Annotated in this window: 19 protein-coding genes and 1 other annotated feature; of the genes, 5 read left to right on the top strand and 14 right to left on the bottom strand. The window is 59.7% G+C overall.

The window, feature by feature from the left end; all coding sequences use genetic code 11:
- Positions 1 to 3 precede the first annotated feature (3 nt).
- The 9 genes from ACGHU1_RS12160 to ACGHU1_RS12120 form a co-directional block, all read right to left on the bottom strand.
- Positions 4 to 1,524, bottom strand: a complete 1,521-nt coding sequence (locus ACGHU1_RS12160; protein WP_390587272.1) for a DUF4403 family protein — start codon at positions 1,522 to 1,524, stop codon at positions 4 to 6.
- A gap of 72 nt (positions 1,525 to 1,596) precedes the next feature.
- Positions 1,597 to 3,009: a dihydrolipoyl dehydrogenase gene (gene lpdA / locus ACGHU1_RS12155; protein ID WP_390587270.1), complete on the bottom strand. Its 1,413-nt coding sequence runs from the start codon at positions 3,007 to 3,009 to the stop codon at positions 1,597 to 1,599.
- Positions 3,010 to 3,075: 66 nt separating this feature from the next.
- A complete protein-coding gene (gene odhB, locus ACGHU1_RS12150; RefSeq protein ID WP_390587269.1) occupies positions 3,076 to 4,314 on the bottom strand; it encodes a 2-oxoglutarate dehydrogenase complex dihydrolipoyllysine-residue succinyltransferase in 1,239 nt (412 codons plus the stop codon).
- A 30-nt stretch (positions 4,315 to 4,344) separates the two neighbouring features.
- A complete protein-coding gene (locus ACGHU1_RS12145) occupies positions 4,345 to 7,209 on the bottom strand; it encodes a 2-oxoglutarate dehydrogenase E1 component (protein WP_390587267.1) in 2,865 nt (954 codons plus the stop codon).
- Positions 7,210 to 7,255: 46 nt separating this feature from the next.
- Positions 7,256 to 8,146, bottom strand: a complete 891-nt coding sequence (sucD, locus tag ACGHU1_RS12140) for a succinate--CoA ligase subunit alpha (protein ID WP_390587265.1) — start codon at positions 8,144 to 8,146, stop codon at positions 7,256 to 7,258.
- A 10-nt stretch (positions 8,147 to 8,156) separates the two neighbouring features.
- Positions 8,157 to 8,615, bottom strand: coding sequence for a hypothetical protein (locus tag ACGHU1_RS12135; RefSeq protein WP_390587263.1), 459 nt, complete (start codon positions 8,613 to 8,615; stop codon positions 8,157 to 8,159).
- Entirely contained in the window at positions 8,612 to 9,586 is a 975-nt protein-coding gene (gene mdh / locus ACGHU1_RS12130; RefSeq protein ID WP_390587262.1) for a malate dehydrogenase, read from the bottom strand. The genes ACGHU1_RS12135 and mdh overlap by 4 nt, the downstream gene beginning before the upstream one ends.
- Positions 9,587 to 9,900: 314 nt before the next feature.
- Complete coding sequence (locus tag ACGHU1_RS12125) at positions 9,901 to 11,808, bottom strand: putative bifunctional diguanylate cyclase/phosphodiesterase (protein ID WP_390587261.1); 1,908 nt, start codon at positions 11,806 to 11,808, stop codon at positions 9,901 to 9,903.
- A 132-nt stretch (positions 11,809 to 11,940) separates the two neighbouring features.
- The gene (locus ACGHU1_RS12120) at positions 11,941 to 12,288 is read right to left on the bottom strand and encodes a hypothetical protein (protein WP_390587260.1); all 348 of its coding nucleotides are present in this window, start codon (positions 12,286 to 12,288) and stop codon (positions 11,941 to 11,943) included.
- Between the two features lie 232 nt (positions 12,289 to 12,520).
- Between ACGHU1_RS12120 and ACGHU1_RS12115 the strand changes: the two genes are divergently transcribed.
- The 3 genes from ACGHU1_RS12115 to ACGHU1_RS12105 are packed head-to-tail and all read left to right on the top strand — an operon-like array spanning position 12,521 to position 15,137.
- Positions 12,521 to 13,399 carry an ABC transporter substrate-binding protein gene (locus ACGHU1_RS12115; protein WP_390587259.1) on the top strand — a complete coding sequence of 293 codons (879 nt, stop codon included), beginning with the start codon at positions 12,521 to 12,523 and terminating at the stop codon, positions 13,397 to 13,399.
- The gene (locus ACGHU1_RS12110) at positions 13,396 to 14,376 is read left to right on the top strand and encodes a FecCD family ABC transporter permease (protein WP_390587257.1); all 981 of its coding nucleotides are present in this window, start codon (positions 13,396 to 13,398) and stop codon (positions 14,374 to 14,376) included. Before ACGHU1_RS12115 ends, ACGHU1_RS12110 begins: the two co-directional genes overlap by 4 nt.
- Entirely contained in the window at positions 14,373 to 15,137 is a 765-nt protein-coding gene (locus ACGHU1_RS12105) for an ABC transporter ATP-binding protein (protein WP_390587255.1), read from the top strand. The genes ACGHU1_RS12110 and ACGHU1_RS12105 overlap by 4 nt, the downstream gene beginning before the upstream one ends.
- Before the next feature lie 215 nt (positions 15,138 to 15,352).
- Here the strand turns inward: ACGHU1_RS12105 and ACGHU1_RS12100 are convergent, their stop codons facing one another.
- The 3 genes from ACGHU1_RS12100 to ACGHU1_RS12090 form a co-directional block, all read right to left on the bottom strand.
- Complete coding sequence (locus ACGHU1_RS12100; RefSeq protein WP_390587254.1) at positions 15,353 to 16,144, bottom strand: lysozyme; 792 nt, start codon at positions 16,142 to 16,144, stop codon at positions 15,353 to 15,355.
- Positions 16,145 to 16,526: 382 nt separating this feature from the next.
- The gene (locus tag ACGHU1_RS12095; protein WP_390587252.1) at positions 16,527 to 16,898 is read right to left on the bottom strand and encodes a hypothetical protein; all 372 of its coding nucleotides are present in this window, start codon (positions 16,896 to 16,898) and stop codon (positions 16,527 to 16,529) included.
- Positions 16,899 to 17,111: 213 nt separating this feature from the next.
- Positions 17,112 to 17,456 carry a UrcA family protein gene (locus ACGHU1_RS12090; RefSeq protein ID WP_390587251.1) on the bottom strand — a complete coding sequence of 115 codons (345 nt, stop codon included), beginning with the start codon at positions 17,454 to 17,456 and terminating at the stop codon, positions 17,112 to 17,114.
- A 236-nt stretch (positions 17,457 to 17,692) separates the two neighbouring features.
- Between ACGHU1_RS12090 and ACGHU1_RS12085 the strand changes: the two genes are divergently transcribed.
- Together ACGHU1_RS12085 and uvrA are read left to right on the top strand one after the other, a co-directional pair.
- A complete protein-coding gene (locus tag ACGHU1_RS12085; protein WP_390587250.1) occupies positions 17,693 to 20,017 on the top strand; it encodes a winged helix-turn-helix domain-containing protein in 2,325 nt (774 codons plus the stop codon).
- Between the two features lie 137 nt (positions 20,018 to 20,154).
- Positions 20,155 to 23,070 carry an excinuclease ABC subunit UvrA gene (gene uvrA, locus ACGHU1_RS12080; RefSeq protein WP_390587249.1) on the top strand — a complete coding sequence of 972 codons (2,916 nt, stop codon included), beginning with the start codon at positions 20,155 to 20,157 and terminating at the stop codon, positions 23,068 to 23,070.
- 306 nt (positions 23,071 to 23,376) lie between these two features.
- On the opposite strand, the gene ACGHU1_RS12075 is transcribed toward uvrA, so the two are convergent.
- Both ACGHU1_RS12075 and ACGHU1_RS12070 read right to left on the bottom strand, forming a co-directional pair.
- Complete coding sequence (locus ACGHU1_RS12075; RefSeq protein ID WP_390587247.1) at positions 23,377 to 23,595, bottom strand: hypothetical protein; 219 nt, start codon at positions 23,593 to 23,595, stop codon at positions 23,377 to 23,379.
- 75 nt (positions 23,596 to 23,670) lie between these two features.
- A protein-coding gene (locus ACGHU1_RS12070) for an IS3 family transposase (protein ID WP_390587245.1) occupies positions 23,671 to 24,899 on the bottom strand; the annotation gives its coding sequence in 2 pieces (ribosomal slippage) (positions 23,671 to 24,611 and positions 24,611 to 24,899; 1,230 coding nt in all).
- Positions 24,502 to 24,618, bottom strand: a sequence feature (AL1L pseudoknot). Its footprint overlaps the gene before it by 117 nt.
- Positions 24,900 to 24,908: the final 9 nt, after the last annotated feature.

Genomic DNA, 24,908 nt, shown 5'->3' with positions numbered 1-24,908 from the left:
GCCCTAGCGCGGGGCATAGCGAATCTGCGCGTCCCCCGTCGCCGATACCGGAAGCAACAGCCCTTCGCCATAGGCGGTGAGCGTGCCAGTGTTCACTTCGCCAAGTTTCGCTTCCACCGCAAAATCGCCGAGCCGGAGATCGGCAAGCTCCGCATCGATTTTTTCCAACAGGGCGCGATAATCGCTTTCGAAATTTTGCGTAAGCGCATCTTCGATGACGTCGGAGAAATCCTGCGTCTTTGCGATTTCCAGCAATACATTTGTGGTGAAGCGACTTGTTTCAGCCTGATATTCCGGCTCCATGAATTCAACGACGCGTGACCCTTTCGTATTGTGGGGCCGTGCAGTCAGCCAGACGGTGCCCGTTGCCGCATTATCGCGGTCATCGGGCGGCCACGCTTCGAATGTAACTCCGACCGCGACCCTGTTTCCTTCGGTCCCATAGGCTTCCACCGATTTCAATTCGACCATCCAGTCACCGATTTCGGGCACGGGAAAAGGGCGGGCGGCGCGTTTTCGCAATGCTTTTTCCAGCACCGGTTCAAGCTGCGAATATTGCGCGATGACCGGCACGGTAAGCGAGACGCGCGGCTGGCCAAACGCGCTTGTGTCGATATCGGGCAGCGGGACTGGCGAAGGCGAAGGCGGTTTATCGCCGACAAACACCTTCGTCCGGGCAGCCAGCCTTACTTTCAACGACAGCGAGCTGCGCGACACTGTATGCCCGTCATAGCCGATTTTATTTGGTGTCAGCTGAAGCCAGACCGGAGGGTTCTCCCGGTTGAGCGAGAGGGTCGTAAATCCCTGCTGCCACACGGGCTGAATAGCGCGTTTCGGATCAAGCTTCGCAATTTCACGCTCCAGCGTCCGCTCCAACGTGCGTACAACCTTGCCGAGCCGCTCGTCTGCCTGCTGGGCAAATTCGATCCTTTGTCCCAAAAGCGTGACCGACGGTGGCTGGTCCCAGTTGTAAGTGATTCTGACGCGCCCCGTAACGGCCCAATCCGGCTGGATCGCCGGGCGAAGGCGCGCTGTAACGGTGGCGCGGGCTGTCGCAGTTTTGCTTTCGATGATGCCTGCGATCTCTTCCGCGGTGATCTCTGCCTGAATGGGCATGGTGACTATAAGGTCTTGTCCGCTGCCCGATAGTGACATCGCGCCGCGTGTAACCCGGCCTTTCAGGTCGCAGCGGATGGTCGGCGATTTGATCGCGATGCCGATGACTTCGGTGCGCTGCGGCGGGACGCATTCGGCACCGGGCCGATTGATCGACCACAGACGCCGGGGCGTTTCCCTTTCAAGCGCGCGGCGCAGATCGCTGAGCGGAATTTCTACATTGGCGGCGAAAGTCGATTGGCCATCGGGTATCGCAATCGGTTCTTGCGCGCGGGGAGGGGGTTCGACCTTTTGCTCAAACAGAGAGCATCCGCTTAGGGTGAGCGGCAGTAGGAGGGCTGCATATATGGCGCAGGCGCGCATTCGCATCCTGCCCATTTCGGCCAACAATAAGTGCCTAAACCGCATGAAAACGCCCCCTGCGACGCAGCTTACGGCACAGGGGGCGCTCAATCAATTGACGGTCGAAGGACCCGGTAATCAGATGTGAATGGGCTTTCCGCGCACGCCCATGGCCGCTTCCTTCATGGCCTCGGCATGGGTCGGGTGGGCGTGACAGGTGTAGGCGATGTCCTCGGACGTTGCGCCGAATTCCATCGCGATGCCGGCTTCGGCGATCATCGTTCCGGCGACGCTGGCGATTGCCCAGACGCCCAGAACGCGGTCGGTCTCTGCATCCGCAATAACCTTCACAAACCCATCGGGTTCATGATTGGTCTTTGCGCGGCTGTTTGCCATCATCGGGAATTTGCTGACATTCACGGCCTTCTTGTCGCCGCCTGCCTTCTCGATTGCCTGTTCGGTTGTGAGGCCCACGCCTGCAATCTCAGGCAACGTATAGACGACATTCGGGATCACATCGTGGTTCACAATGCCGGTTTCGCCCGCGATGTTTTCTGCCACGGCGATGCCTTCGTCCTCAGCCTTGTGCGCCAGCATCAGTCCGGGCACGCAGTCGCCGACGGCCCAGACGCCGTCCACCTTGGTGGAAAAGTCGTGTTCGATTTCGATCTGGCCGCGCTGGTTGGTTTCCAATCCTATCGCATCGAGGCCAAGGCCGTCGGTGTTCGGCTTGCGCCCGATGGACACGAGCACGCAGTCGACTTCCATCGTCTCTTCATCGCCGCCAGCGGCTGGCTCCATGGTAAGGACGGCTTTCTTGCCCTTGACCGTAACGCCGGTAACCTTGGTCGACAGTTTGAATTCGATGCCCTGCTTCTTGAAGATCTTGCGCGATTCCTTGCGCACGTCCCCGTCGAGGCCGGGCAGAATTTCGTCGAGATATTCGATGCAGGTCACGTCCGCGCCAAGACGGCGCCATACCGAGCCAAGCTCCAGTCCGATTACACCGCCGCCGATCACGACCATCTTTTCCGGGACCTTGGCCAGTTCCAGTGCGCCGGTGGAATCGACGATGATGCCTTTGTCATTGTCGACCTCTACGCCGGGAAGCGGGGTGACCGATGAGCCGGTGGCAATCACGATGTCTTTCGCGGTGACGGTTTCGCCGCCGATTTCGACCGTGTGCGCGTCCTTGAAAGTCGCGTAGCCCTTTTTCCAGTCCACCTTGTTCTTCTTGAACAGGAACTCGATCCCGCCGGTCAGGCTTTTCACCGCGTCCAGGCGCTGGGAGTGCATGGCATCGAGGTTGAGTTTCGGCGTCACGTCGATGCCCATCTTGGCCATCGTGCCGTTCGCCGCCGCGTCGAAATATTCGGAGGCGTGCAGCATCGCCTTTGACGGGATGCAGCCAACGTTGAGGCATGTCCCGCCCAGCGTTTCACGCCCTTCTGCGCACGCGGTCTTCAGCCCCAACTGCGCCGCGCGGATCGCCGCGACATAGCCGCCGGGACCGGCACCGATAACAAGGACATCGTAGTCGTATTCAGCCATTTTGTAGCTCCATGATCCCTTTCGAAGTGGGATCGGAAATCATTGAATCAATAGATAAACCGCGGCTTACAGATCAATCAGCATTCGGGTTGGATCTTCGATTGCTTCCTTGATGATCTTGAGCGCGGTCACCGCCTCGCGTCCGTCGATCAGGCGGTGGTCGTATGACAGCGCGATATACATCATCGGACGGATCACGACTTCGCCATTGACCGCGACCGGACGGTCTTCGATCCGGTGGAGGCCCAGAACGGCGCTCTGCGGCGGGTTGATGATCGGTGTGCTCATCAGCGATCCGAACACGCCGCCGTTTGAAATGGTGAAGGTGCCGCCGGTCATGTCGGCCATGGTCAGCGTACCTTCCTTGGCGCGCGCACCAAAATCGGCAATGTCTTTCTCGATCTGCGCAAAGCCTTTCTTATCGGCATCGCGGATTACCGGGACAACCAGACCGTTTGGGGCAGATACCGCGACCGAAATATCGACATAGTCGTGATAGACGATCTCATCGCCTTCGATATAGGCGTTGACGCTCGGCACGTCTTTCAGCGCGAGGCAGGCTGCCTTGGCAAAGAAACCCATGAAGCCAAGGCGGATGTCGTGTTTCTTGGCAAACATGTCCTTGTACTTGCCGCGGGCTTCCATAACGGCGCTCATGTCGACATCGTTGAACGTGGTGAGCAGCGCAGCGTCCTCCTGCGCGCCTTTCAACCGTTTCGCGATCGTCTGGCGCATCCGCGTCATCTTGACGCGTTCCTCGCCGCGCTCACCCTGTGCGGGGGCGGCAGCGGCGGGCGCAGGCGCGGGGGAGGGGGACGGAGCGGGCGCGGGATCGCCCTTGTTCTTGGCAGCGGCCAGCACGTCTTCTTTGGTCAGACGGCCATCTTTGCCGGTGCCTTTGATGGTGGATGGATCGACGCCGTGTTCCAGCACCGCGCGGCGCACGGCAGGCGACAGTGTTTGAGCGGCAGCGGCGAGATCCTTGTCAGCGGCCTCGCGCTTATCCTCGCCCTCTTCGGCCTGCTGTTCCTTGCGTCCCGCCTCTTCGCCTGACGCGGCAGCGGTTGCGCCTTCTTCGATGACAGCGATGACCGCGCCCACTTCGACCGTATCGCCAACCTCGGCGCGGTGTTCGGACATGACGCCAGCGACAGGCGAGGGCACATCGACCGCGACCTTATCGGTTTCAAGGCTGGCAATGGGTTCGTCCGCAGCGACAGCGTCGCCCGGCTGTTTCAGCCATTCGCCGATGGAGCCTTCGGTAACCGATTCGCCAAGCGCCGGGACAGTGATTTCAGTAGCCATTATCTTCGATCCTTTTCGAGGAAACAGTCCTCAGGAAAATGCTTTCGCAGCGCCGCCGCGCCGCTTTGGAGTGTGGTCTTTGGTCTTGCCAGTGTTGGCGAGGTCCAGCGCGACGGAAACCAGCCCATCCTGCTGCGCCTTGTGCCGTTTTGCGAGGCCTGTTGCTGGCGAAGCCGCCACTTCGCGGCCCACATACATCGGGCGCATTCCGTCGAACCCTGCATCGCGCGCGGAAAGTTCGATCAGGCGGTCGACGAAGAACCACGCACCATTGTTCTGCGGTTCCTCCTGACACCAGACGATCTCTTCGAGGTTTTTCATCCGCTCGATCCGTTTCGTCAGCGGTTCGCCGGGGAAGGGGTAAAGCTGCTCAATCCGCACGATGGAGATATCATCGATTTCCTCGGCATCGCGGCGTTCGATCAGGTCATAGGCGACCTTGCCCGAACACAGGACAAGACGCTTTACCTTCTCGTCGGGAATTTCGAGCGTGTCCGATTTGATCCGTTTGAACTGGAAATCACCCTGAAACTCTTCGCGCGTGCTCTTGGCCAGCGGATGGCGCAGCAGCGATTTCGGCGTCATGATGATCAGCGGCTTGCGGAATGCCCGCAGCATCTGACGGCGCAGAACGTGGAAGTAATTCGCGGGCGTGGTGATGTTGCAGACCTGGATATTATCGTTCGCGCACAATTGCAGGAACCGTTCGAGGCGGGCTGAGGAATGCTCCGGCCCCTGACCTTCATATCCATGCGGCAGCAACATCACGAGGCCGTTCGCGCGCAGCCATTTTGCTTCACCGCTGGCGATAAACTGGTCAATCATGATCTGCGCGCCATTGGCGAAATCGCCAAATTGCGCTTCCCACAATGTCAGCGTCTTGGGGTCGGCCATTGCATAGCCGTATTCAAAGCCGAGCACGCCGTATTCGGACAAAGTGGAATCGTGCACTTCAAACTTGCCGTGCGGCAAGGTGTTGAGCGGCACGTATTTGTCTTCGGTAGTCTGATCGACCCAGACGGCATGGCGCTGCGAGAAGGTGCCGCGCCCGCTATCCTGACCGGACAGGCGGACGTTGTAGCCCTCCATAACGAGGCTGCCGAATGCCAGCGCCTCTGCCGTGGCCCAGTCGAAACCTTCGCCCTGCGCGAACATCTCTCCCTTGGCTTTGAGCACGCGGCCCAGCGTCTTGTGGATGTTCACATCATCGGGAACTTCGGTGAGCACGCGGCCCAGGCTGTCGAACATTTTCGGTTCGATGGCGGTTTCGATATTGCGCCGCGCGGTTTCCGGGTCGGCTGGTTTGTTAAGGCCGGCCCAGCGTCCGCCGAACCAGTCGGCCTCGTTCGGGTTATAGCTCTTCGCAGCCTCGAATTCCTCTTCGAGATGGGCGACAAATTCGCTGGCAACCTCGTCGCGGTGCCCTTCGTCGATGACGCCTTCGTCTTTCAGGCGTTCGGCATAGATGTTCGACACCTTGGGGTGTTTGCGAATGACATCGTACATCAGCGGCTGGGTGAATTTCGGCTCGTCGCCTTCATTGTGGCCGAAACGGCGATAACACCACATGTCGATCACGACATCGCGCGCGAATTTCTGGCGGTATTCAATCGCGAGCTTGCACGCGAACGTCACCGCCTCGGGATCGTCGCCGTTTACGTGCAGGATCGGCGCCATCACGCCTTTCGCCACGTCGCTGGGATAGGGCGAGGACCGCGCGAAATTCGGGCTGGTAGTGAACCCGATCTGGTTGTTGATAATGAAGTGGAGGCAGCCGCCCGTGTCATAACCGGGGACGCCGGACAGCGACAGGCTTTCCCACACCACTCCCTGTCCTGCGAACGCCGCATCGCCGTGGATCAGGACGGGCAGCACCTGTTCGTGCCGCTTGTCATCACGGGTCGCCTGCTGCGCGCGGACCTTGCCGAGCACAACCGGGTTTACCGCTTCGAGGTGGGAGGGGTTGGGGACGAGCGACATGTGCACTTCGATATCGTCGAAAGACCGGTCTGTGCTGGTGCCGAGGTGATATTTCACATCACCTGATCCGCCGACATCTTCGGGATTGGCCGACCCGCCGGAAAATTCGTGGAAGATCACCTTGTAAGGCTTGGCCATCACGTTCGCGAGAACATTAAGCCGCCCGCGGTGGGCCATGCCATAAATGATCTCGCGCACGCCCGCGCTGCCGCCGTGCTTGATCACCGCTTCCAGCGCGGGGATCATGCTTTCGCCGCCGTCGAGGCCGAACCGTTTGGTCCCGACATATTTCTTGCCGAGAAATTCCTCGTATTGCTCGCCGCGCAGAACCGCTGCGAGGATCGCTTTCTTACCCTCGGGCGTGAACTGGATCGTCTCGCCCGGGCTTTCAAACTTGTCCTGCAGAAAACGCCGCTCTTCGGTGTCTGCGATGTGCATGTATTCCAGGCCGACTTTGCCGCAGTAGACCGCCTTCAGTCGCTCAAGCAGCTCGCGCACCGTGGTCCATTCAAGGCCGAGGACGCTGCCGACAAAAACCTCGGTATCTTCCTTCCCCGCAAGACCGTGGAAGGCGAGAGTGAGATCTTCGGGCACTTCGGCGCGCTGCTGGGATAGGCCCAGCGGGTCGAGATCCGCCGCCATGTGACCGCGCACACGGTAGAGCCGAACCAGCGTCATCGCCGCGATGGAATTGGCCGCAGCCTCCTCAATCGCTTTCGGGTCGAGCGCCTTGCCCGCTTTCTTCGCTGCCTGATCGACCGCGACGCGCATTTGCGTCGGGTCCATCGCCGCCGTCAGGTCGCCGCCAGCATCGCTGATCTGGTCGAGCCATTTCGGGTTGCCCCAGGAAGGACCGGGCTGCGGGCCTTCCTGATCGGACATTTGCGGGATTAGCGTATTCGGTTCTTGACCCATGTGGGTTCTCCGTGGGGAGGGAAGTGCGTTGCGGGGCGCGTGCCCCTTACGCCATTTCTTTCAGCATCGCGTCGAGCGTGGTGCCAAGCTCTGATGGCGAAGGCGAAACGCGGATGCCCGCATCTTCCATCGCCGCAATCTTGTCGTCCGCGCCGCCTTTGCCGCCCGAAACAATCGCCCCGGCATGGCCCATGCGGCGGCCGGGAGGCGCGGTGCGGCCCGCGATGAAACCGACGGTCGGCTTGCTGCGGCCCTTGGCTGCTTCTGCTTTGAGGAATTCGGCGGCTTCTTCTTCGGCGCTGCCGCCGATTTCGCCGATCATGATCATCGATTTGGTTTCAGGATCGTCGAGGAACAGGTCCAGCACGTCGATAAAGTTGGTGCCGTTCACCGGATCGCCGCCAATCCCGACAGCGGTGGTCTGGCCCAGGCCAACCATCGTGGTCTGGTGGACTGCTTCATATGTGAGCGTGCCAGAGCGCGAAACAACGCCGACGCTGCCTTTCTTGAAGATGGAGCCGGGCATGATGCCGATCTTGCATTCGTCAGGGGTCAGGACGCCGGGGCAGTTCGGACCGATCAGGCGCGATTTGGACCCTTCGAGAGCAGCCTTGGCACGCACCATGTCGAGCACGGGGATGCCTTCAGTGATGGCGATGATCAGCTCGACCTCGGCATCAATCGCCTCGCAGATCGCATCGGCAGCGAAGGGCGGAGGAACATAGATACACGTGGCAGTCGCGCCGGTCGCTTCCTTGGCCTCGCGCACGGTGTTGAATTGCGGCAGGCCGATATGGTCGGTGCCGCCTTTGCCGGGCGTGACGCCCGCGACCATTTGCGTGCCATAGGCGAGCGCCTGCTCGGTGTGGAAGGTGCCGGTGTTGCCGGTCATCCCTTGCGTGATGACCTTGGTGTCTTTGTTTACGAGGATGGACATTCAATAGCTCCTAGAAGGCCGCGCCAATAAGTCGCACCTGTGGTTGGTCAGAAGTTTTGTCGGTGTAGAACTGAACCCCGCGAGTGCCGCTCGCCGTCGATACCATCCAGATTTGGCTGTCCGATTGTTTGAGTGGTTTGGTTCTCAGCGTATCAGTAAGCTTTTTCGCGAGCTTTTTCTGTTCGTCCTTGTCGGCCAAGGACGCTCGAACAACGCAAATGCGAGTTACCCCGTCCTTATCGGATGGAAACTCGATTGAAATTGGGGCCGAGACGTGACGAAAACCGTCTTCGGTCGGCGTCCACGCCTCGTTCTGGAAACGTGACTTGTCTGCGCCCTCCTTTCCCGCCGAGAGCATGCACATTGCTGCCGAATTGACGACATCATCGACAGTGGCAGTCTCGGCAGCGTTGGCGGCTGAAGCCGCGATCAACGCCGCCGGTGCTAGGATGGCCGCAAGAACTCTCACGTCAGCGAACTATCCAGCGCCTTGCACGCCTCAAGCAGTTCCTCGACCGCGTCGGTGCTGACCTTGAGATTTGCCTTCTCTTCATCGGACAATTCAATCTCAACCACATCCTCGGTGCCGCCTGCGCCCAGCACGGTGGGGACGCCGACATACATGCCGTCGAGGCCGTATTTGCCTTCGACGTAGCTGGCGCAGGGCAGGATGCGCTTCTGGTCGCCGAGATACGCCTCGGCCATGCTGATCGCGCTGGTTGCGGGGGCGTAATAGGCTGAGCCGTTGCCCAGCAATTTGACGATCTCGCCGCCACCAGCACGGGTGCGTTTGACGATTTCGTCGAGGCGGTCTTCGGAGACGCCTTTGATCTTCGCCATGTCCTTCACCGGGATGCCGTTGATCGTCGAGTAGCTGAGGACCGGGACCATCGTGTCGCCATGGCCGCCGAGCACAAAGGCGTTGACGTCCTTGACGCTGCACTCAAATTCCCAGGCGAGGAAGGTGGCAAAACGCGCCGAGTCCAGCACACCGGCCATGCCGACGACCTTATTATGGGGAAGGCCGGAAAATTCGCGCAGCGCCCAGACCATCGCATCGAGCGGGTTGGTGATGCAGATCACGAATGCGTCAGGCGCGTTGTTCTTGATCCCTTCGCCGACCGCTTTCATCACTTTCAGGTTGATGCCGAGCAGATCGTCGCGGCTCATGCCGGGTTTACGCGGTACGCCGGCGGTGACGATGATGACATCGGAACCGGCAATGTCGGCGTAATCGTTCGAGCCGGTGATCTTCGCGTCGAACCCTTCGATCGGGCCGCACTGCGACAGATCGAGCGCTTTGCCCTGCGGCATACCTTCAGCAATGTCGAAGAGGACGATATCGCCCATTTCTTTCTTCGCGGCGAGGTGGGCGAGCGTGCCGCCGATCATGCCGGAACCGATAAGAGCGATCTTTTTGCGTCCTGCCGCGTTGGCCATATCCGAGTTATCCTTCCCTGGAAGCATGGGACGATAAAAAGAGCCTCAATCCGAACGCGTAAGCCTCGTCCCAAATGGCGATGGCGTGCGGATGCGTTAAGGGCGAGGTAGGCGGGTGAAACAGCGATTGCAACCGGCAAAACAGCGCATATCGCAACTATCTTTGCGTATAGTTCGCAGTAGCAATAAGGTGTGTAGGAGCGCTGATTGCCGGAAAAATAGCGCCGTCGTATGCAACAGCAATTACAGCGAGCGGAAAAATGGCGCAGTCCGTGCGCAATGGGGGGCGAACCGCATGACCTTATCAAAGAGGGCTAGGTGCCCATTTTGCGCCGGTCAGCGCTGCGTTCCTGCGCCAGCAGCATCGCGGCGAGGTAATCGGGCACGGCGCGGCTGAAATAGAACCCCTGTCCCAGCGTACATCCGGCTTCGCGAACGGCGTGGACCTGCTCGATTGTCTCCAAGCCCTCGGCCACGATTTCCATTTCCAGCGTCGATCCCATTTCGGCAACGGCGCGGATGATCGCGTCGCTTTTGCGCCCGACATTCGCGCCAGAGACAAAGCTGCGGTCGACCTTGATCTTGTTGAAGGGGAAATTGTTGATGTAGCCGAGCGAGGAATAGCCCGTGCCAAAATCGTCGAGTGCGAATTTCACGCCAATCGCCGAAAGCTCCTGAATAAAGTTTGCCGTGGCGTGGTTATCCTCGACAAACAGCGTCTCGGTCACTTCCAGTTCCAGCCGCGACGGGTCCAGTCCCGCTTCGCGCAATGCGTTGCGAATGCCGAGCGCGGCGCCCGGCGCGCGGATTTGCAGCGGCGACAGGTTGACCGAAAGAGTGACATCGTCAGGCCAGGTCGAAGCAACGCGGGCAGCCTGCGCGGTGATCCAGTTGCCCAGCGTGACGATAACGCCTGTCTCCTCTGCAACGGGAATGAATTCATCAGGGACAAGTTCACCCTTTTCCGGGTGGAACCAGCGCACCAGCGCCTCAAACGACCTGATCCGGCCGCTTTCCAGATCGACAATCGGCTGGAAGAATATGGACAATTCATCGCGCTGTAACGCGGCGCGCAATTCGTTCTCTATCTCCCGCCGCCGAACGAGGTCGCGCGTCATTGAACGATCAAAGAATTGCGTCTGCGAACGGCCCCCAACCTTAGCGTGATACAAAGCGAGGTCGGCGCATTGCATCAGCGAATCTGTGTCTGTGCCGTCTTCGGGGAACAGCGCAACGCCCAGCGAGGCGCGGACTTCCAGCCGGTCTGCCTCGATGCGGAAAGGTCGCATAATTTCGAAATGGATCTCGCTGGCGAGCAATTCTGCGGCCCTGCGGTCTTCGATCGGGGCAAAGATAACAAACTCATCCCCGCCGAAACGGGACACGGTGCTTCCCGCGGGGCACACCCCGTTCAATCGGCGGGCAACTTCTCCCAAAACGCGGTCGCCGATGGGGTGACCAAGCAGGTCGTTCACTTCCTTGAACCGGTCGAGGTCGATCCAGATCAGCGCAAGCTTTTCATCGTCCTCCACCTCCATCATGGTTTCGACAATCGCGTGGTTCAGGCCAGCGCGGTTGGCCAATCCTGTGACCACGTCAGTTCGGGCCAGCAGCTTCATTTTTTCGGCCAGCCGCGCGCTCGTTTCCGCAGCAGAGATCGAATCGCGCAGCACCTTGAAGATATTCAGAGTGATTGCGGCCATGGCCGGCACCAGCAGCAGCATAGTAGCGAACAGGGTGAGGTGCGCCAGCGTGCCCATGGCAAGCGATGTGATCATGATTGGCAGGCAGACCAGCGTCAGCTGGCCGATGGCGATGCTGGGCCGCCCGGCATTGCGCGCTGCCACTGCAACGCCGTAACAAAGAGCGTTGGCGATCATCAGCACTTGCACTTCGGCACTCGCGCCAAGCCACACGGTCACGGCCGCCACGGCGCCGATAACCAGTGCATAGCTGAACGCGCCCACTTCATAGATCAACTCGAGCGCGGACGTGCTTGTTTTGTTGTCATCAGGCGACAATCCGATTGCTGCCGCGACGCGTGCCAAAGCAATGATTGTCAGTATGACATTGCCGATCCAGAGTTCGGGCATCCCGGAAAGATAGGCCGCCACCGCAGTTGCGATGCTGCCGTTGAGCGCGCCGATGGCGAGACTGATCGGCTGGGTGTAGAGCGTTTTGACGAGCACCCGCCGGACGCGGGCGGACAGTTTGTCCGCCACCGCTTCGCCGTCCCGTGTTGGACGCAGTTTGTTTATGAAGCCCGGCGCTACCATAGCCGGACGGGATATCGGAGAACTGTCAAGGCGAGGTTAACGCCTTGCTTACCATTTCTACGGACAGTTTTCCGAAGGTCAGGCAGTTGAGTTGCCGTTTGCAGGAAAGCTGAGAGGCCGCAGCTCCGCAGCCATCCGCCGGTCCAGCGCCCGGGTAACGCTAAGCCACCAGTCATACCCTTGCCGGTCGCCTGCAAAAAATGCTTCCTCGGCGTTGGCTCTTGCAACGCGCGCCGCGCCGATTCCGTACTCTGAGAAATGCCGCAGCGCAGCCCGCAAAATCCGCGCCTCTTTCGCCGCAGAAGGGGCGATATTGCCGTTGTCGTTGGCCGCCGCGCCATATGCCTTTCGCGCCATCGCGCGCGCCACTGGCGAGCAGGCGGGCGAGTGGCCGGGTTTGCGGGGGGCGGCGAAACGGATCGACATAGGTGGCAGTTCCAGATGGCAGCCCTATCAGGGCGCTGCGTGTGTTCGGGATTTCTCCTTTAGCTATCGAGGGTTAAAGGCTTGGTTCGATATTACGGTTTAGAGCGGATTAACGAACGAATTATGGCTCTCCCGGTGATTTGGCGGCCAGTAATTCTCGCCATCATTGGCGATTGAGACAACGCATCTTGCTCCTGCGCCGGTGCGGCCTTATCGCTTGTCGCAAGGGGTCATGCCGCTGAAACTGTCTGCCTTATCCGCCGGGACGACCCGAATGATTGCCGCTTGCCTTGCGCTGGCCGGGTTGGGCGGCTGCGCGCAAGAGAACCGCAGGGCGGCGGACAGTGCCGGCGGTATAGCGGCTGAGAAGCCGCGCATCGTCAGCCTAAATCCCTGTATTGATGCGCTTTTGGTCGATATTGCAGAGCCTGAACAGGTAATCGCGCTATCGCATTACAGCCGCGATCCTTCCTCAAGCTCGATCCCGCGCGAGATTGCAGCCGGTTACGATTTCACCGGCGGCACGGCGGAGGAGGTGCTGTCGCTATCACCCGACATCGTGCTGGCGTCCACATTCATGCCGGCTGCCAAACGCGGCGCGTTGGAACGGCTGGGCCTGCGGATCGAGACATTTGATAGCCCCTCCAGCGTGGCGGAAAGCGCTGCGCAGATCGAGCGGATCGGTGCACTCACCGGTAATACACAGCCCGCCCGGCAACTGGCGCTGCAAATCACGCGCGCCGCCCCTTTGCAGACACCCGAGCCGATAACCGCACTGCTGTGGCAACCGGGCCAGATCGTGCCGGGCGAAGCGACGCTGGTCGGGGAAATGATGCGGCGAAACGGCCTTGTCAGCCACGCCCAGGCACTTGGATTGGAGCAGGCAGATCATGTCTCGCTGGAACGCCTGCTTGCAGAGCCGCCCGAACTGTTGCTGGTCGCAGGCTCCAGCACGGGACAACAGCACCCCTTGTTACAGCATCTGGACGATACGCGCGTCGAACCCATTGAAACGCGGCTGCTGTATTGCGGAGGCCGCACGGTGCTGTCGCTGCAGGAGCGGCTGGACACTATTCGCGGTGATATCGAGCGTTCGGGGGAGGGGCCGTGAACAGGGCTTCACTCCTCTTTGCAGTTTTGCTGGTAATACTGGTCCCGCTTTCGCTGCTGGCGGGCAGGGTCTGGATTGATCCGCAGGCGACACCGAATGCCGCGATTATCCTGATGGAGCTGCGATTGCCGCGCGCGGTGCTTGCGATTGCGGTCGGGGCCGGGCTGGGCGCTGCTGGCGCGGCGATGCAGGGATATTTGCGCAATCCGCTTGCAGATCCCGGGCTGTTCGGCATCGCCCCGATGGCGGCGCTGGGCGCGGTGGCCAGTTTCTGGATCGCAGCAGCCTTGCCGCCAGCTTTTGCTGCGTGGAGCCTGCCGGTCCTTGCATTGACAGGGGCGGGGTTGGGCATGGCCCTGCTCGCGCTGATTGCCGGGCGCACATCGTCGGGCGCTGGCGGCGGGATCGCGCTGTTCACGCTGGCGGGCCTGATGATCGCCAGCCTTGCAGGGGCGCTGACCGCGCTTGCAATAACGCTCGCCCCCAATCCGTTCGCGCTTAGCGAAATCGTGCTGTGGCTGAACGGTGCGCTCACCGACAGGTCATGGCGGGAGGTTGCGATTGCCGCCCCGCTGATCGCCGCAGGTGTTGCGGTCTTGCTGGTTGCTGCGCGATCGCTCGATGCGCTGACCTTGGGAGAGGAAGCCGCGCAGTCACTGGGCATTGATCCGCGCCGATTGCTCGTGCTGCTGGTCGCAGGCGTCGGGCTGACGGTTGGCGGGGGAGTGGCGGTCGCCGGGATCATCGGTTTTGTGGGATTGATTGTGCCGCATCTGGTGCGCCCGCTGACAGATCGTCTGCCATCAAGCCTGATCGTGCCAAGCGCGCTCGCCGGGTCGTGTCTGGTGCTGGTTGCCGATAGCGCGGTTCGTATCCTTCCCCTGATAACGGAGCTGCGGCTGGGTATCGCGCTTTCGCTGATCGGCGCTCCGTTTTTCCTTTATTTACTGCTTCGAATGCGCAGGGGGCGGCTGTGACGTTATCCGCCCGAAGTCTCAGCCTTGAACGCGGCGGTGTGCGCGTTCTGCACGGCGTTTCCGCCGATCTTCAGCCGGCCACGATTACCGCGATTGTCGGGCCTAACGGCGCAGGCAAATCCAGCCTGCTGTTGGCGCTGGCTGGATTGCTGTCTCCATCCGAAGGTGAGGCGGCGCTGGACGGACAGACGCTGTCTGCGATTGCTGCGCAAGACCGTGCAAAGGCGCTGGGGTTTTTACCGCAAAGCGCCGAAATTGCGTGGGATGTCGCGGCGGAGAATGTCGTGGCGCTTGGCCGGTTGCCGTACCGCGATGCGGGACGCGAAGCGATCGAATCCGCGATCACGGCATTGTCGCTTGAACCCCTGCGTCACAGGCCCGCCAGCCAGCTTTCCGGCGGCGAGAAAGCGCGGGTGTTGCTGGCACGCGTGCTTGCAGGGGAGCCGCGCTGGATACTTGCCGATGAACCGCTCGCCGCGCTTGACCTGGCGCATCAGCTGAACCTGATTGCCCATCTGAAAGCGTGCGCGTCCGCGCCTGCGGGACAAGGTGTGGTCATCGTCCTGCACGATCTGGCCTTGGCAATGAACCATGCAGACCGCGTGCTTGTTCTGCACGATGGACGGCTGGTCGCAGAGGGCGCGCCCGCCGATGCCTTATCTGAGCAGACGATTGCAGCTGTTTGGGACGTGGAGGCGCGCTGGATTGGCAGGGCAGGTCAGCGTGCGCTGGTCCCGGTGACAGGGCCCATGGGCGCCTAAATTACACCGCAAGACGGCAATCCGGAATAAGAACACAAAACGCCGCCTCCCGGTTAAAGGAGGCGGCGCCAGTATTCTCTTGACCGAGCTTTTCGTTAGCTCTGGTGCGACCCAAAAGGCTTTCGAAGCGCCCTACCAAGAGGCCTTTGAAACTAAGGAAATCCGCCAGTTTTTGGACTTCACATTTCCTATAGGTCTTTCCCCGTAAGCCTCCATCAAGCTTCGCGTGGATCGCTGTAATCGCTGGACGTAAAAATGCGTTGGCGGCGTTCACTGCGGTAAACTAATCCCCTGGCAACGCGGTTACCGGCGGTCGTATAATTTAACTGGTCCGCGATGCTGTCATAATCGGCTGCGGCGATTGCGCTGTTGAGACGCGGGCTCTGGCCTTCGGACAAGCTACCTTCCCCGACATTAAAGGCGAGGTCGACCAATGCATCGAATTCGTGCTGGTTGATCGGCAAGTCGCCGACCAGGCGGCGCACGATATCTTCGGCCTTTGCGATATCGCTCTCAAGGAAATCGAGTGCACGTTCGTGCGAGATCCTGTCGCCCAATCGCAGATTGTCTTCGGGAAGGAGCAAGTGCCCCACACCGACGGTCGGGTAACCGGCAACGTCGCGGTAGACATCGTAACGGATGCCTTCTTCCTCGATCATCGCCTCGAGCAATTGATTGCTGGCGTTGAGCTGACTTACGTCACGGCGCTCGCTTGGATCGACCAGTTCAAACGCAACGGAATAGTCCGCCTCCAGCGACTGCGACTGTGCGGCAATCGGCGATGCGCTCATCGCGAGCTGCGATGTGCCTGACAGTGCGGCGGCGGTAACGCCCAGCGCCATTGCCGTGCGTTTGCGTTTGCGAGCAGGCGAGAGCGCATTGCGGGCTTTTAATGATGCCGATCTGCCCTGAAGCCGGGCGGCCCTGCGCAGCGCACGGCGTTCAGCGCGGCGCTCGCGAAACTCCCTTAGAAAGCGGCGACGGCGCAGTTTGGCCGGCCCACGCACTTTATCCTTCGTGGATTTTACTCCTGGCACGAGCGCGGTTTTGGTCAAATCTGCAGATGAGGGTTTGGGCTGAGAATTGCGTGTTTTGGGTCGTTGGTTATCGGCTTGGATGTTATGCTCCTTGGGGATGCAAACCGTCTGATTGGGACAATCCATCGTTGCCGCCATCGACCTGCATCCGGCCTAATTTCTCAATTCCAGAACAGCGCGCTTTAGGAAGATTGCGCGGCATAGCCGGAAAAATTTGGTTGATTATCAGTTCATTAAATCAACGGGTGGGCCGGATCATCGGTCCACACTTCACCGCGCTAAAGGCACGGGACAGGGTGCCGCTGCGTGTCACAGCGGTCAAACAACGCTTTCAATGAAGATGTTGCGACGGTTAGCGCGCGCAGTAACGATAATCGCCATCACGGCAGCGGCGCACCGCTTCGCGCCATTGGGCCATCCGGCGCTCATAGTCCGCCTGCTCGCGTGCATATTGCGACATTTCGGATTTATGCCGCCGGGTCGCGTCCCAGCCTTTGGCATATTCAGCGTCGCGCCGCTGGACATAGCGCAATTGTTCGCGGTTAAGCCGTTTGATCTCCGCCTTGTCCCGCGCAAGTTCCGCTGCAGAGAGCGAACCCTTGCCGCAATCGTCGGGATTGCAGCTGGCCGCCGCCGGAGCAGCGGGTGCAAGCAATCCAGCTGAAACGCATGCGAATGCGCCAAAAGCAAAACGGTTGGAGATTTTCAAAAATGAATTCGGCATGGAATCGACCCCTTTGAATTCCCACCGACATCCGGTCTAGCACATGAAACGGCTGCGGGGAGGTTAAGACGGCGCGATTTGTCGCAGCGATGCTGCGAATGGTCGTATTAAGAGCTGCAGACAGGGAGATGCCGGACTCCAAGGGGAAACAAGCAGCCCGGCATCACAGGATGGGCGAGCCATCCGGTAGCTCGCCCGAAATGTTGACCGCTTTTACTTGGCAACGAGACGGATTGTGCGGTCGCCGCCTGCCAGCCGACGCTTGTTGTAATTGGCGACGGCAAGATCACGCGACGCTGCGGCGGTCGTGTTCGTTTCCTTCTGACATTTGCGCACTGCGCTATCGAAGGTAGGCTTGTTCTGGACGCGCCCGCAGACGGCTTCGACAGCAGCCTCGATGCGCCGGTCGAAAATCGCCTGGCCTTTTGCCGAGCTGAGATTGAGGTCGTCATAGCTGATGGTCGCGGTGCGCGGTGCATCGGCCTGAGCGGCGCTGATAGGCAGTGCGACTGCTGCAAGGACAAAAGCGGCGGTTTTGATGGTGGTCGTCATACGCATTGTCATTCTCCCGTTTGGGCCAGCCGGGCTGAAGTGCCTGCTGAACGAGATGAAGAATGGCGGACGAAACATTATGGCGCTGCGCAGAAACGCCGCGTTTTCAGTGATTTTGAGCTTATGGAAAGCTTATATTCGAGCTGCGCGGGTGACAGACACGCATTTTGATGCGTTAATCAGGATGCGTTAACCGGAATCAAATTTGGACGAATGCAGCTACCGGGGAGGCGGCCAGAACAGTGAACGACCAGTTCAAACCTGAACCCAATGAGCTGGACGCGCGCGCGCGGCGCGTACACCTTGCGCATCAGAGGGACTTTGCCGTTGGCCCGATAAACGTTCGCCCCTCGCTGCGCAGCATTGCCGGCCCATCCAGCGAGATGATGCTTGAGCCCAAGGTGATGCAGGTCCTCGTCGCGCTGGCTCATCCGATTGGGGCGATCCTGTCTCGCGATGATCTGATCGAGCGGTGCTGGGATGGTCGCATTGTTGGTGATACATCGATCAACCGCGTTATCTCTTTGTTGCGTTCCGGCCTTAAACAGGTCGCAGGCGATGCAGTCACGATCGCGAATGTGCCGAAGGTTGGATACCGGATCGTCATCAGCGAAGCGACGATTGGCCCCGGTGCAGCCGCCTCCAAAACGCCGCAACAAAAATACGCATCTGACAAAGCGCCTGCCGCATCGCGCCGGTTCCTTCTTATCGCCGCTGGACTGGCCGCAGTTCTCGCCTTGATCACGGCGGTACTGTGGTCGCAGCAGCCAGCTCAGGGCCCGGTCGAAAGGTTGCGTGTTGCCATGCTTCCGCTCGAATACGCCGATGACATGGACCCGCTCTATGTCAAAGGTCTGGAGGCGGAGCTGCGCTCTCAGTTTGCTCGCGTGGGCGCTATGGAAGTGACGGCGAGTGAAAGTGCGGTGCTGCTGTCCGAAAAAGGGCTGGAAGAAAGCGAAATCGGGCGGCGGTTGAATGTCGACTACATTTGGTCGGGCGGGATTTTGTCTCAAGCCGACAATATCGAGTTAAGTGCGCGATTGGTGCGGGTGAGCGATGGGCAGGTCGCATGGGAAGATCAATTGCTGAGCGCGCCTGATGCGGCGCAGTATTTGCCATTGCGCACAGCGCGCGAGGTGGCGACCGCATTGGGACGGCCTGCTTCTGAAAGGATTTCCCAAACACCGGTATCAGCGAGCAGTTACAGGCTCTATCTGACCGCGCTGGGCCTTATCAAAGGGCGCGGCGTAGAACAGCGCGTTGCTGCGGTGGAAATCATGGAGCAGGTGACCGCCCAAAGCCCTGCATTCGCCGATGGCTGGGCAGGACTGGCCAAAGCACGCTATCTGAACCCCAATCCCGACACCAGCTTTGAAGGCGGCAATTGGGGTGAAGCAAAGCGGTTGGCGGAATACGCACTTACACTTGATCCCAAATCGGTCGATGCGCTGAAAGTTGCGGGCAGTCTGGACAACGATCCAAAGCAGCGGCTGGAAATGCTGCGCAAAGCGACGCAGCTTGATCCGGGTGATGCCGAAGCGTGGTTCTGGCTTTCGATAGCAGAACGGAAATCCATGCTTCTCGATGTGGACCCGCTTGCGAGCGCAACGCAAATGGTGGCGATTGATCCGCTATGGCCCGCCGTCTGGCGGGCATCGGACACGGCCGCAGAGTTCGGTCAGTTGGAAACCGCACGAAAGATTGAACAGGATATCCTCTCCGCCGCTGTGACGCCTTCACAGCGGTATCTGGCCGAAGGACGGCTGGCGCGGCTGGAAGGGGATTTCTCCCGCTTTTTCGAACTGAGCGTTAGATCGGCCCCCACGGAAACCCCGGCAGAGCGGCGGTATGGCTCTGCCGTGGTGATGCGCATGATGCGTAAGATATTGAGGCTACCATTTGACGAAAAATTGCTTGCGGTAGTTGGGCCAGAAAGATCCTTTACACTGAGATTGAAGCGCGACGACCTGCCATCTCTCGCTGAATTCGATGCGGCAGGTTTTGGCCGGTCAGATGGACGCGAGCCCGGCTTTTGGGAGACCCGCTACATCGCACAATATTCGCTCCCAATGTTTTTGCGTCAGGGGCGCGAAGATGATTTGCTGAAATTGTATGATGCGCGCTTTTCCGATCATGCAGAGTTTCTGGAATATGCCGAAATGACCGGCATGAAAGAAATGATGATCCCGCAAGCGTCCTCTATCCTAGGAGCCGCATTGCAAAATGCGGGCCGCGAAGGTGAGGCCGCAGCCCACTTTGCTAGCGCTGAAGAGCAAATCGCGTTGTGGAGGGCAAAGGAGACCAAATGGATATTGCCGTTACTGTTTGAAATTGATGTCGCTGCAGCCAAGGGCGAGAATGATCGCGCTATCGCCCTGATCCGGCAATTGCCTGCTTATAACTGGCCGTGGATCATGGGCCACATCGATGCGACCTCCATCGGTCTATTAGGCGACAGCGCATTGCACGATGACCTGCGCAAGCTGCCCGAAGTGCGCGCAGTGCTGGATCCGATTGAAGCAAAGATCGCGCAGGAACGGGCAGAGATACTGGCGCTGGGTCTTTAACCGCCAAATTTGTCTCGAAACCAACGCTGTTTCCGGTCGTTGTAAAGCCGATGCAGGGCGACCATCTGGGGGCTATCCCAACGACGGCCGTCTACACCTCTTTACATCTGCGAACATTTCCGGAACAAACCTGCTGCATGTCTCTTACAAAAATTTCAGTCCGCGGTGCGCGTGAGCACAATCTCAAAGGCGTCGATATCGATCTGCCGCGCGATGCGCTGATCGTGGTCACGGGCCTGTCGGGCTCGGGCAAGTCCAGCCTCGCCTTCGACACGATCTATGCAGAGGGGCAGCGGCGTTATGTCGAAAGCCTTTCGGCCTATGCGCGCCAGTTTCTGGAAATGATGCAGAAACCCGATGTCGAGCACATCGACGGACTGTCGCCGGCAATCTCCATCGAGCAGAAGACGACTTCGCGAAATCCGCGTTCGACCGTGGCGACCGTGACCGAGATTTACGATTACATGCGCCTGCTGTGGGCGAGGGTGGGCGTGCCGTATTCGCCTACGACCGGAAAGCCGATTACCGCGCAGTCTGTCTCGCAGATGGTCGATCGGGTGATGGAACTGCCAGAGGGCACGCGCGCCTACCTGCTCGCGCCCGTGGTGCGCGGGCGCAAGGGTGAATACCGCCGCGAACTGGCCGAATGGCAAAAGGCGGGCTTTACCCGCGTGCGGATCGACGGGGAGCTGTATCCGATTGAGGAAGCACCCTCGATCGACAAGAAATTTAAACACGATATCGAGGTTGTGGTCGACCGGCTGGCGGTGAAATCGGGGCTGGAAACGCGGCTGGCGGATTCGTTCGAAACGGCGCTGAAACTGGCTGACGGTTTGGCTTATGTGGATTTGGCTGACGGCGTCGTGCCCGGGCGCGAAGAAGAAGCAGAAGGCGGCGGCGCGATGAAGGGCGCGGGCATCCCCGCCAACCGCATCGTTTTTTCGGAAAAGTTCGCCTGCCCGGTTAGCGGATTTACTATTGAAGAGATCGAACCGCGCCTGTTCTCCTTCAACTCGCCTCAGGGTGCATGTCCGACCTGCGACGGGATTGGCGAAAAGCAATTGTTTGATGAACAGCTTGTTGTCCCGAACGAGGCGCTGACCCTGAAACAGGGCGCGATTGCTCCGTGGGCGAAATCGAACCCGCCATCGCCGTATTATATGCAGGTGCTCAGCAGCCTTGCGAAGGCGTATGATTTCACGATCACCACGCCGTGGAAGGATCTGGACCCCGATCAAAAGCTCATCATCTTGCACGGCACCGGCGGAATGCCGGTTGCGCTGACGTTCAAGGACGGGCGCAAGCAATACACCGTAAATAAGCCGTTCGAAGGTGTGATCGGCAACCTCAACCGCCGGATGTTGCAGACGGAAAGCAACTGGATGCAGGAGGAGCTGTCAAAGTTCCAGACCGCCCAGCCATGCGAGACCTGCGGCGGCAAACGGCTCAACGAAAAATCGCTCGCGGTGAAAGTCGCCGGCACCGACATCGCCCAGCCGACGGTGATGAGCGTGTCGGATGCGAAAGACTGGTTCCTCGCGCTCGATGCCAAGCTGACCGACCAGCAATCGCAGATCGCCAAGGCTATTCTGAAAGAGATCAACGAACGGCTCGGCTTTCTCGACAATGTGGGGCTGGATTACCTTAACCTCGACCGGACATCGGGCACATTGAGCGGCGGGGAGAGCCAGCGCATCCGGCTCGCCTCGCAGATCGGCAGCGGGCTGTCGGGCGTGCTGTATGTGCTCGACGAACCCAGCATCGGCCTGCACCAGCGCGACAATGACCGGCTGCTCGAAACGCTCAAACGCCTCCGCGATCTCGGCAACACGGTGATCGTGGTCGAGCATGACGAGGACGCGATCCGTCAGGCGGACCACATCGTTGACCTCGGCCCCGGCGCGGGTGTGCGCGGCGGCGAAGTGGTGGCGCAGGGCACGCTCAAACAGATCCTCAAATCGAAAAAGTCCCTCACCGCCGATTACCTCACCGGGCGGCGCGAAATCGCGGTCCCGCAGGAACGGCGCAAGGGCAACGGGCACAAGCTGACGGTGAAGGGGGCAAAGGCAAACAACCTGAAAGATGTGACCGCCTCCATCCCGCTCGGCACGTTCACCTGCATCACCGGCGTATCGGGGTCGGGCAAATCGTCCTTCACCATCGACACGCTCTATGCCTCTGCCGCGCGGGTGCTCAACGGAGCGCGCGTTATCGCGGGCAAGCATGATGCGATCACCGGCCTCGAATATTGCGACAAGGTGATCGAGATCGACCAGTCGCCCATCGGCCGCACCCCGCGCAGCAACCCCGCGACATACACCGGCGCCTTCACCAATATCCGCGACTGGTTCGCCGGCCTCCCCGAAAGCCAGGCGCGCGGGTACAAACCGGGGCGCTTCTCCTTCAATGTGAAAGGCGGGCGCTGCGAACAATGCACCGGCGACGGCCTGATCAAGATCGAGATGCACTTTCTCCCCGATGTCTATGTCACGTGCGAGGAATGCGGCGGCAAACGATACAACCGCGAAACGCTGGAGGTGAAGTTCAAAGGGCACTCCATCGCGGACGTGCTCGACATGACAATTGAGGATGCGGAGAGTTTCTTCAAAGCCGTCCCCCCGATCCGCGACAAGATGCGGATGCTGAACGAGGTGGGGCTGGGCTATGTGAAGGTCGGCCAGCAGGCCACCACGCTATCAGGCGGAGAGGCGCAGCGCGTGAAACTGGCCAAGGAGCTGGCCAAACGCTCCACCGGACAGACGCTCTATATCCTCGACGAGCCGACGACGGGTCTGCATTTTGAAGATGTGCGCAAACTGCTCGAAGTGCTGCACCGGCTGGTGGAGCAGGGCAATTCCGTGGTGGTGATCGAGCACAATCTCGACGTGATCAAAACCGCCGACTGGATCGTGGACCTCGGCCCCGAAGGCGGCGTGCGCGGCGGCGAGATCGTCGCCGAGGGCACGCCGGAGGCCGTGGCGAAGGTGGAGCGCAGCTTTACCGGCGGGTATCTGAAGGGGATGTTGGGGAAGGGGAGCGAGAATCTGGCTTAATTTGTCAGAAGACTGCTACAACATGATTGTTGGTGAATGAGACAACCCGTCAAGCAAGTGGTATGGGTTGCAAGGCTACACTTTCAACACGGAACGACTTTTAGGAATGAAGAAAGCCCACCGCGTAGGTATAGTTAGCTATTCACATCCGCTTGAATAAAAGCGGTAGCTTTCTAGGCTTGAAACATACTAGTGCGCCCCGAAATAGGCAGTGGGAAAGCTAGATACGATGGGATCCATTAATCTTTCTCTATAAAAATGAATTTGTGCTTGTTAGCGCAATTCAATGCCAACCAAACTAAGGCCCTAAAACGGTATCTCTTCATCACCGCCGTGTTTTCGGGCAACCTCTAAGATTTTGTTGCGAGCTTCGTCCAGATCGCGGTCACTGAACCTGATTCGGAACGTTTTGAAGTGCTCTCCAGAATTGGTCAGTTCATAGCCGTCGACCTCAAAGAGATTTGAGACGGCAGTTAACATTTCTTCACTCACATTGGGAGGTACATCAATGTTAATGTAGCCCATTCTGAAGGACTCTGGCTCCGAGGGCTGGCTTCGGAATGAACCGCCCCGGGATTGCCGGAGGCCATTTGGTTTAAGTTATGCTGCCATGGCGGTGTCGTCCAGCATGGCATAGTATTGTTGTTCGGCTTCGGCGGGCGGGATGTTGCCGATTGGCTCCAGCAAACGTCGATGGTTGAACCAATCGACCCATTCCAGTGTGGCGAACTCGACGGCCTCGAAGGAGCGCCATGGTCCGCGGCGGTGGATCACTTCCGCCTTGTAAAGGCCATTGATCGTTTCCGCCAAAGCATTGTCATAGCTGTCGCCGACGCTGCCAACCGATGGCTCGATGCCGGCTTCTGCGAGGCGTTCGGTATATTTTATCGACACATATTGCGATCCGCGGTCGCTGTGATGAACCAGGCCGCCGCGATGAACTGGCCGCCGATCATGCAAGGCTTGCTCCAGGGCATCGAGCACAAAGCTGGCATGTGCGGTCCTGCTGACGCGCCAGCCCACGATGTAGCGGGCATAGACGTCGATCACGAATGCGACGTAGACGAACCCGCTCCAGGTCGAGACGTAGGTAAAGTCCGAGACCCACAGCCTGTTGGGCGCCGGGGCATGGAACTGCCGGTTGACGCGATCCAGCGGACAGGGCGCAGCTTTATCGCTGATCGTGGTGCGCAACGGCTTGCCACGGATCACCCCGTGCAAACCCATATCGCGCATCAGCCGTTCAACGGTGCAGCGGGCGATGGCGAACCCTTCACGCCTCATCTGTCGCCAGACCTTGCGCACGCCGTAAACAGCGAAGTTCTCGGCGAACACGCGCGCGATCTCGGGCTTGAGTGCCAGGTCGCGTCTCGCTCGCGCCGACAGGCGCAATGGATCCCGCTGCTGCGCGACATGCTTGCGGTAAGTGGAAGGGGCGATCGGCAAGACCTTGCAGATCGGCTCGACCCCATGAAGCTCGCGGTTATCATCGATAAACGCGATCATCGCTTGAACGGGCGGTCGAGCTCCGCCTGCGCAAAATATGCTGATGCCTTGCGAAGAATCTCGTTGGCCTGACGCAACTCGCGGACCTCGCGTTCCAGCGCCTTCAGCTTGTCGGCCGTATCGCTTGGCACGCCAGCGCGCTTACCGCTGTCGACCTCCGCCTTCTTCACCCAATCGTGAAGCGTCTGCGGCGCGCAGCCGATCTTGTCGGCAACCGACACCACCGCCGACCAGCGGGACGGATAATCGCCTTCGTGATCCAGTATCATCCGCACCGCACGGGCGCGAACCTCCGGCGAAAACTTGTTCGTTGTCTTGCTCATAAGGACTCC

Origin of the sequence: Erythrobacter sp. MTPC3 (genome assembly GCF_042854385.1) — a bacterium.
Taxonomy (GTDB): domain Bacteria; phylum Pseudomonadota; class Alphaproteobacteria; order Sphingomonadales; family Sphingomonadaceae; genus Erythrobacter.
Note: the sequence above shows the minus strand (reverse complement) of the source record. Positions and strands in the feature narration are given on the sequence as shown.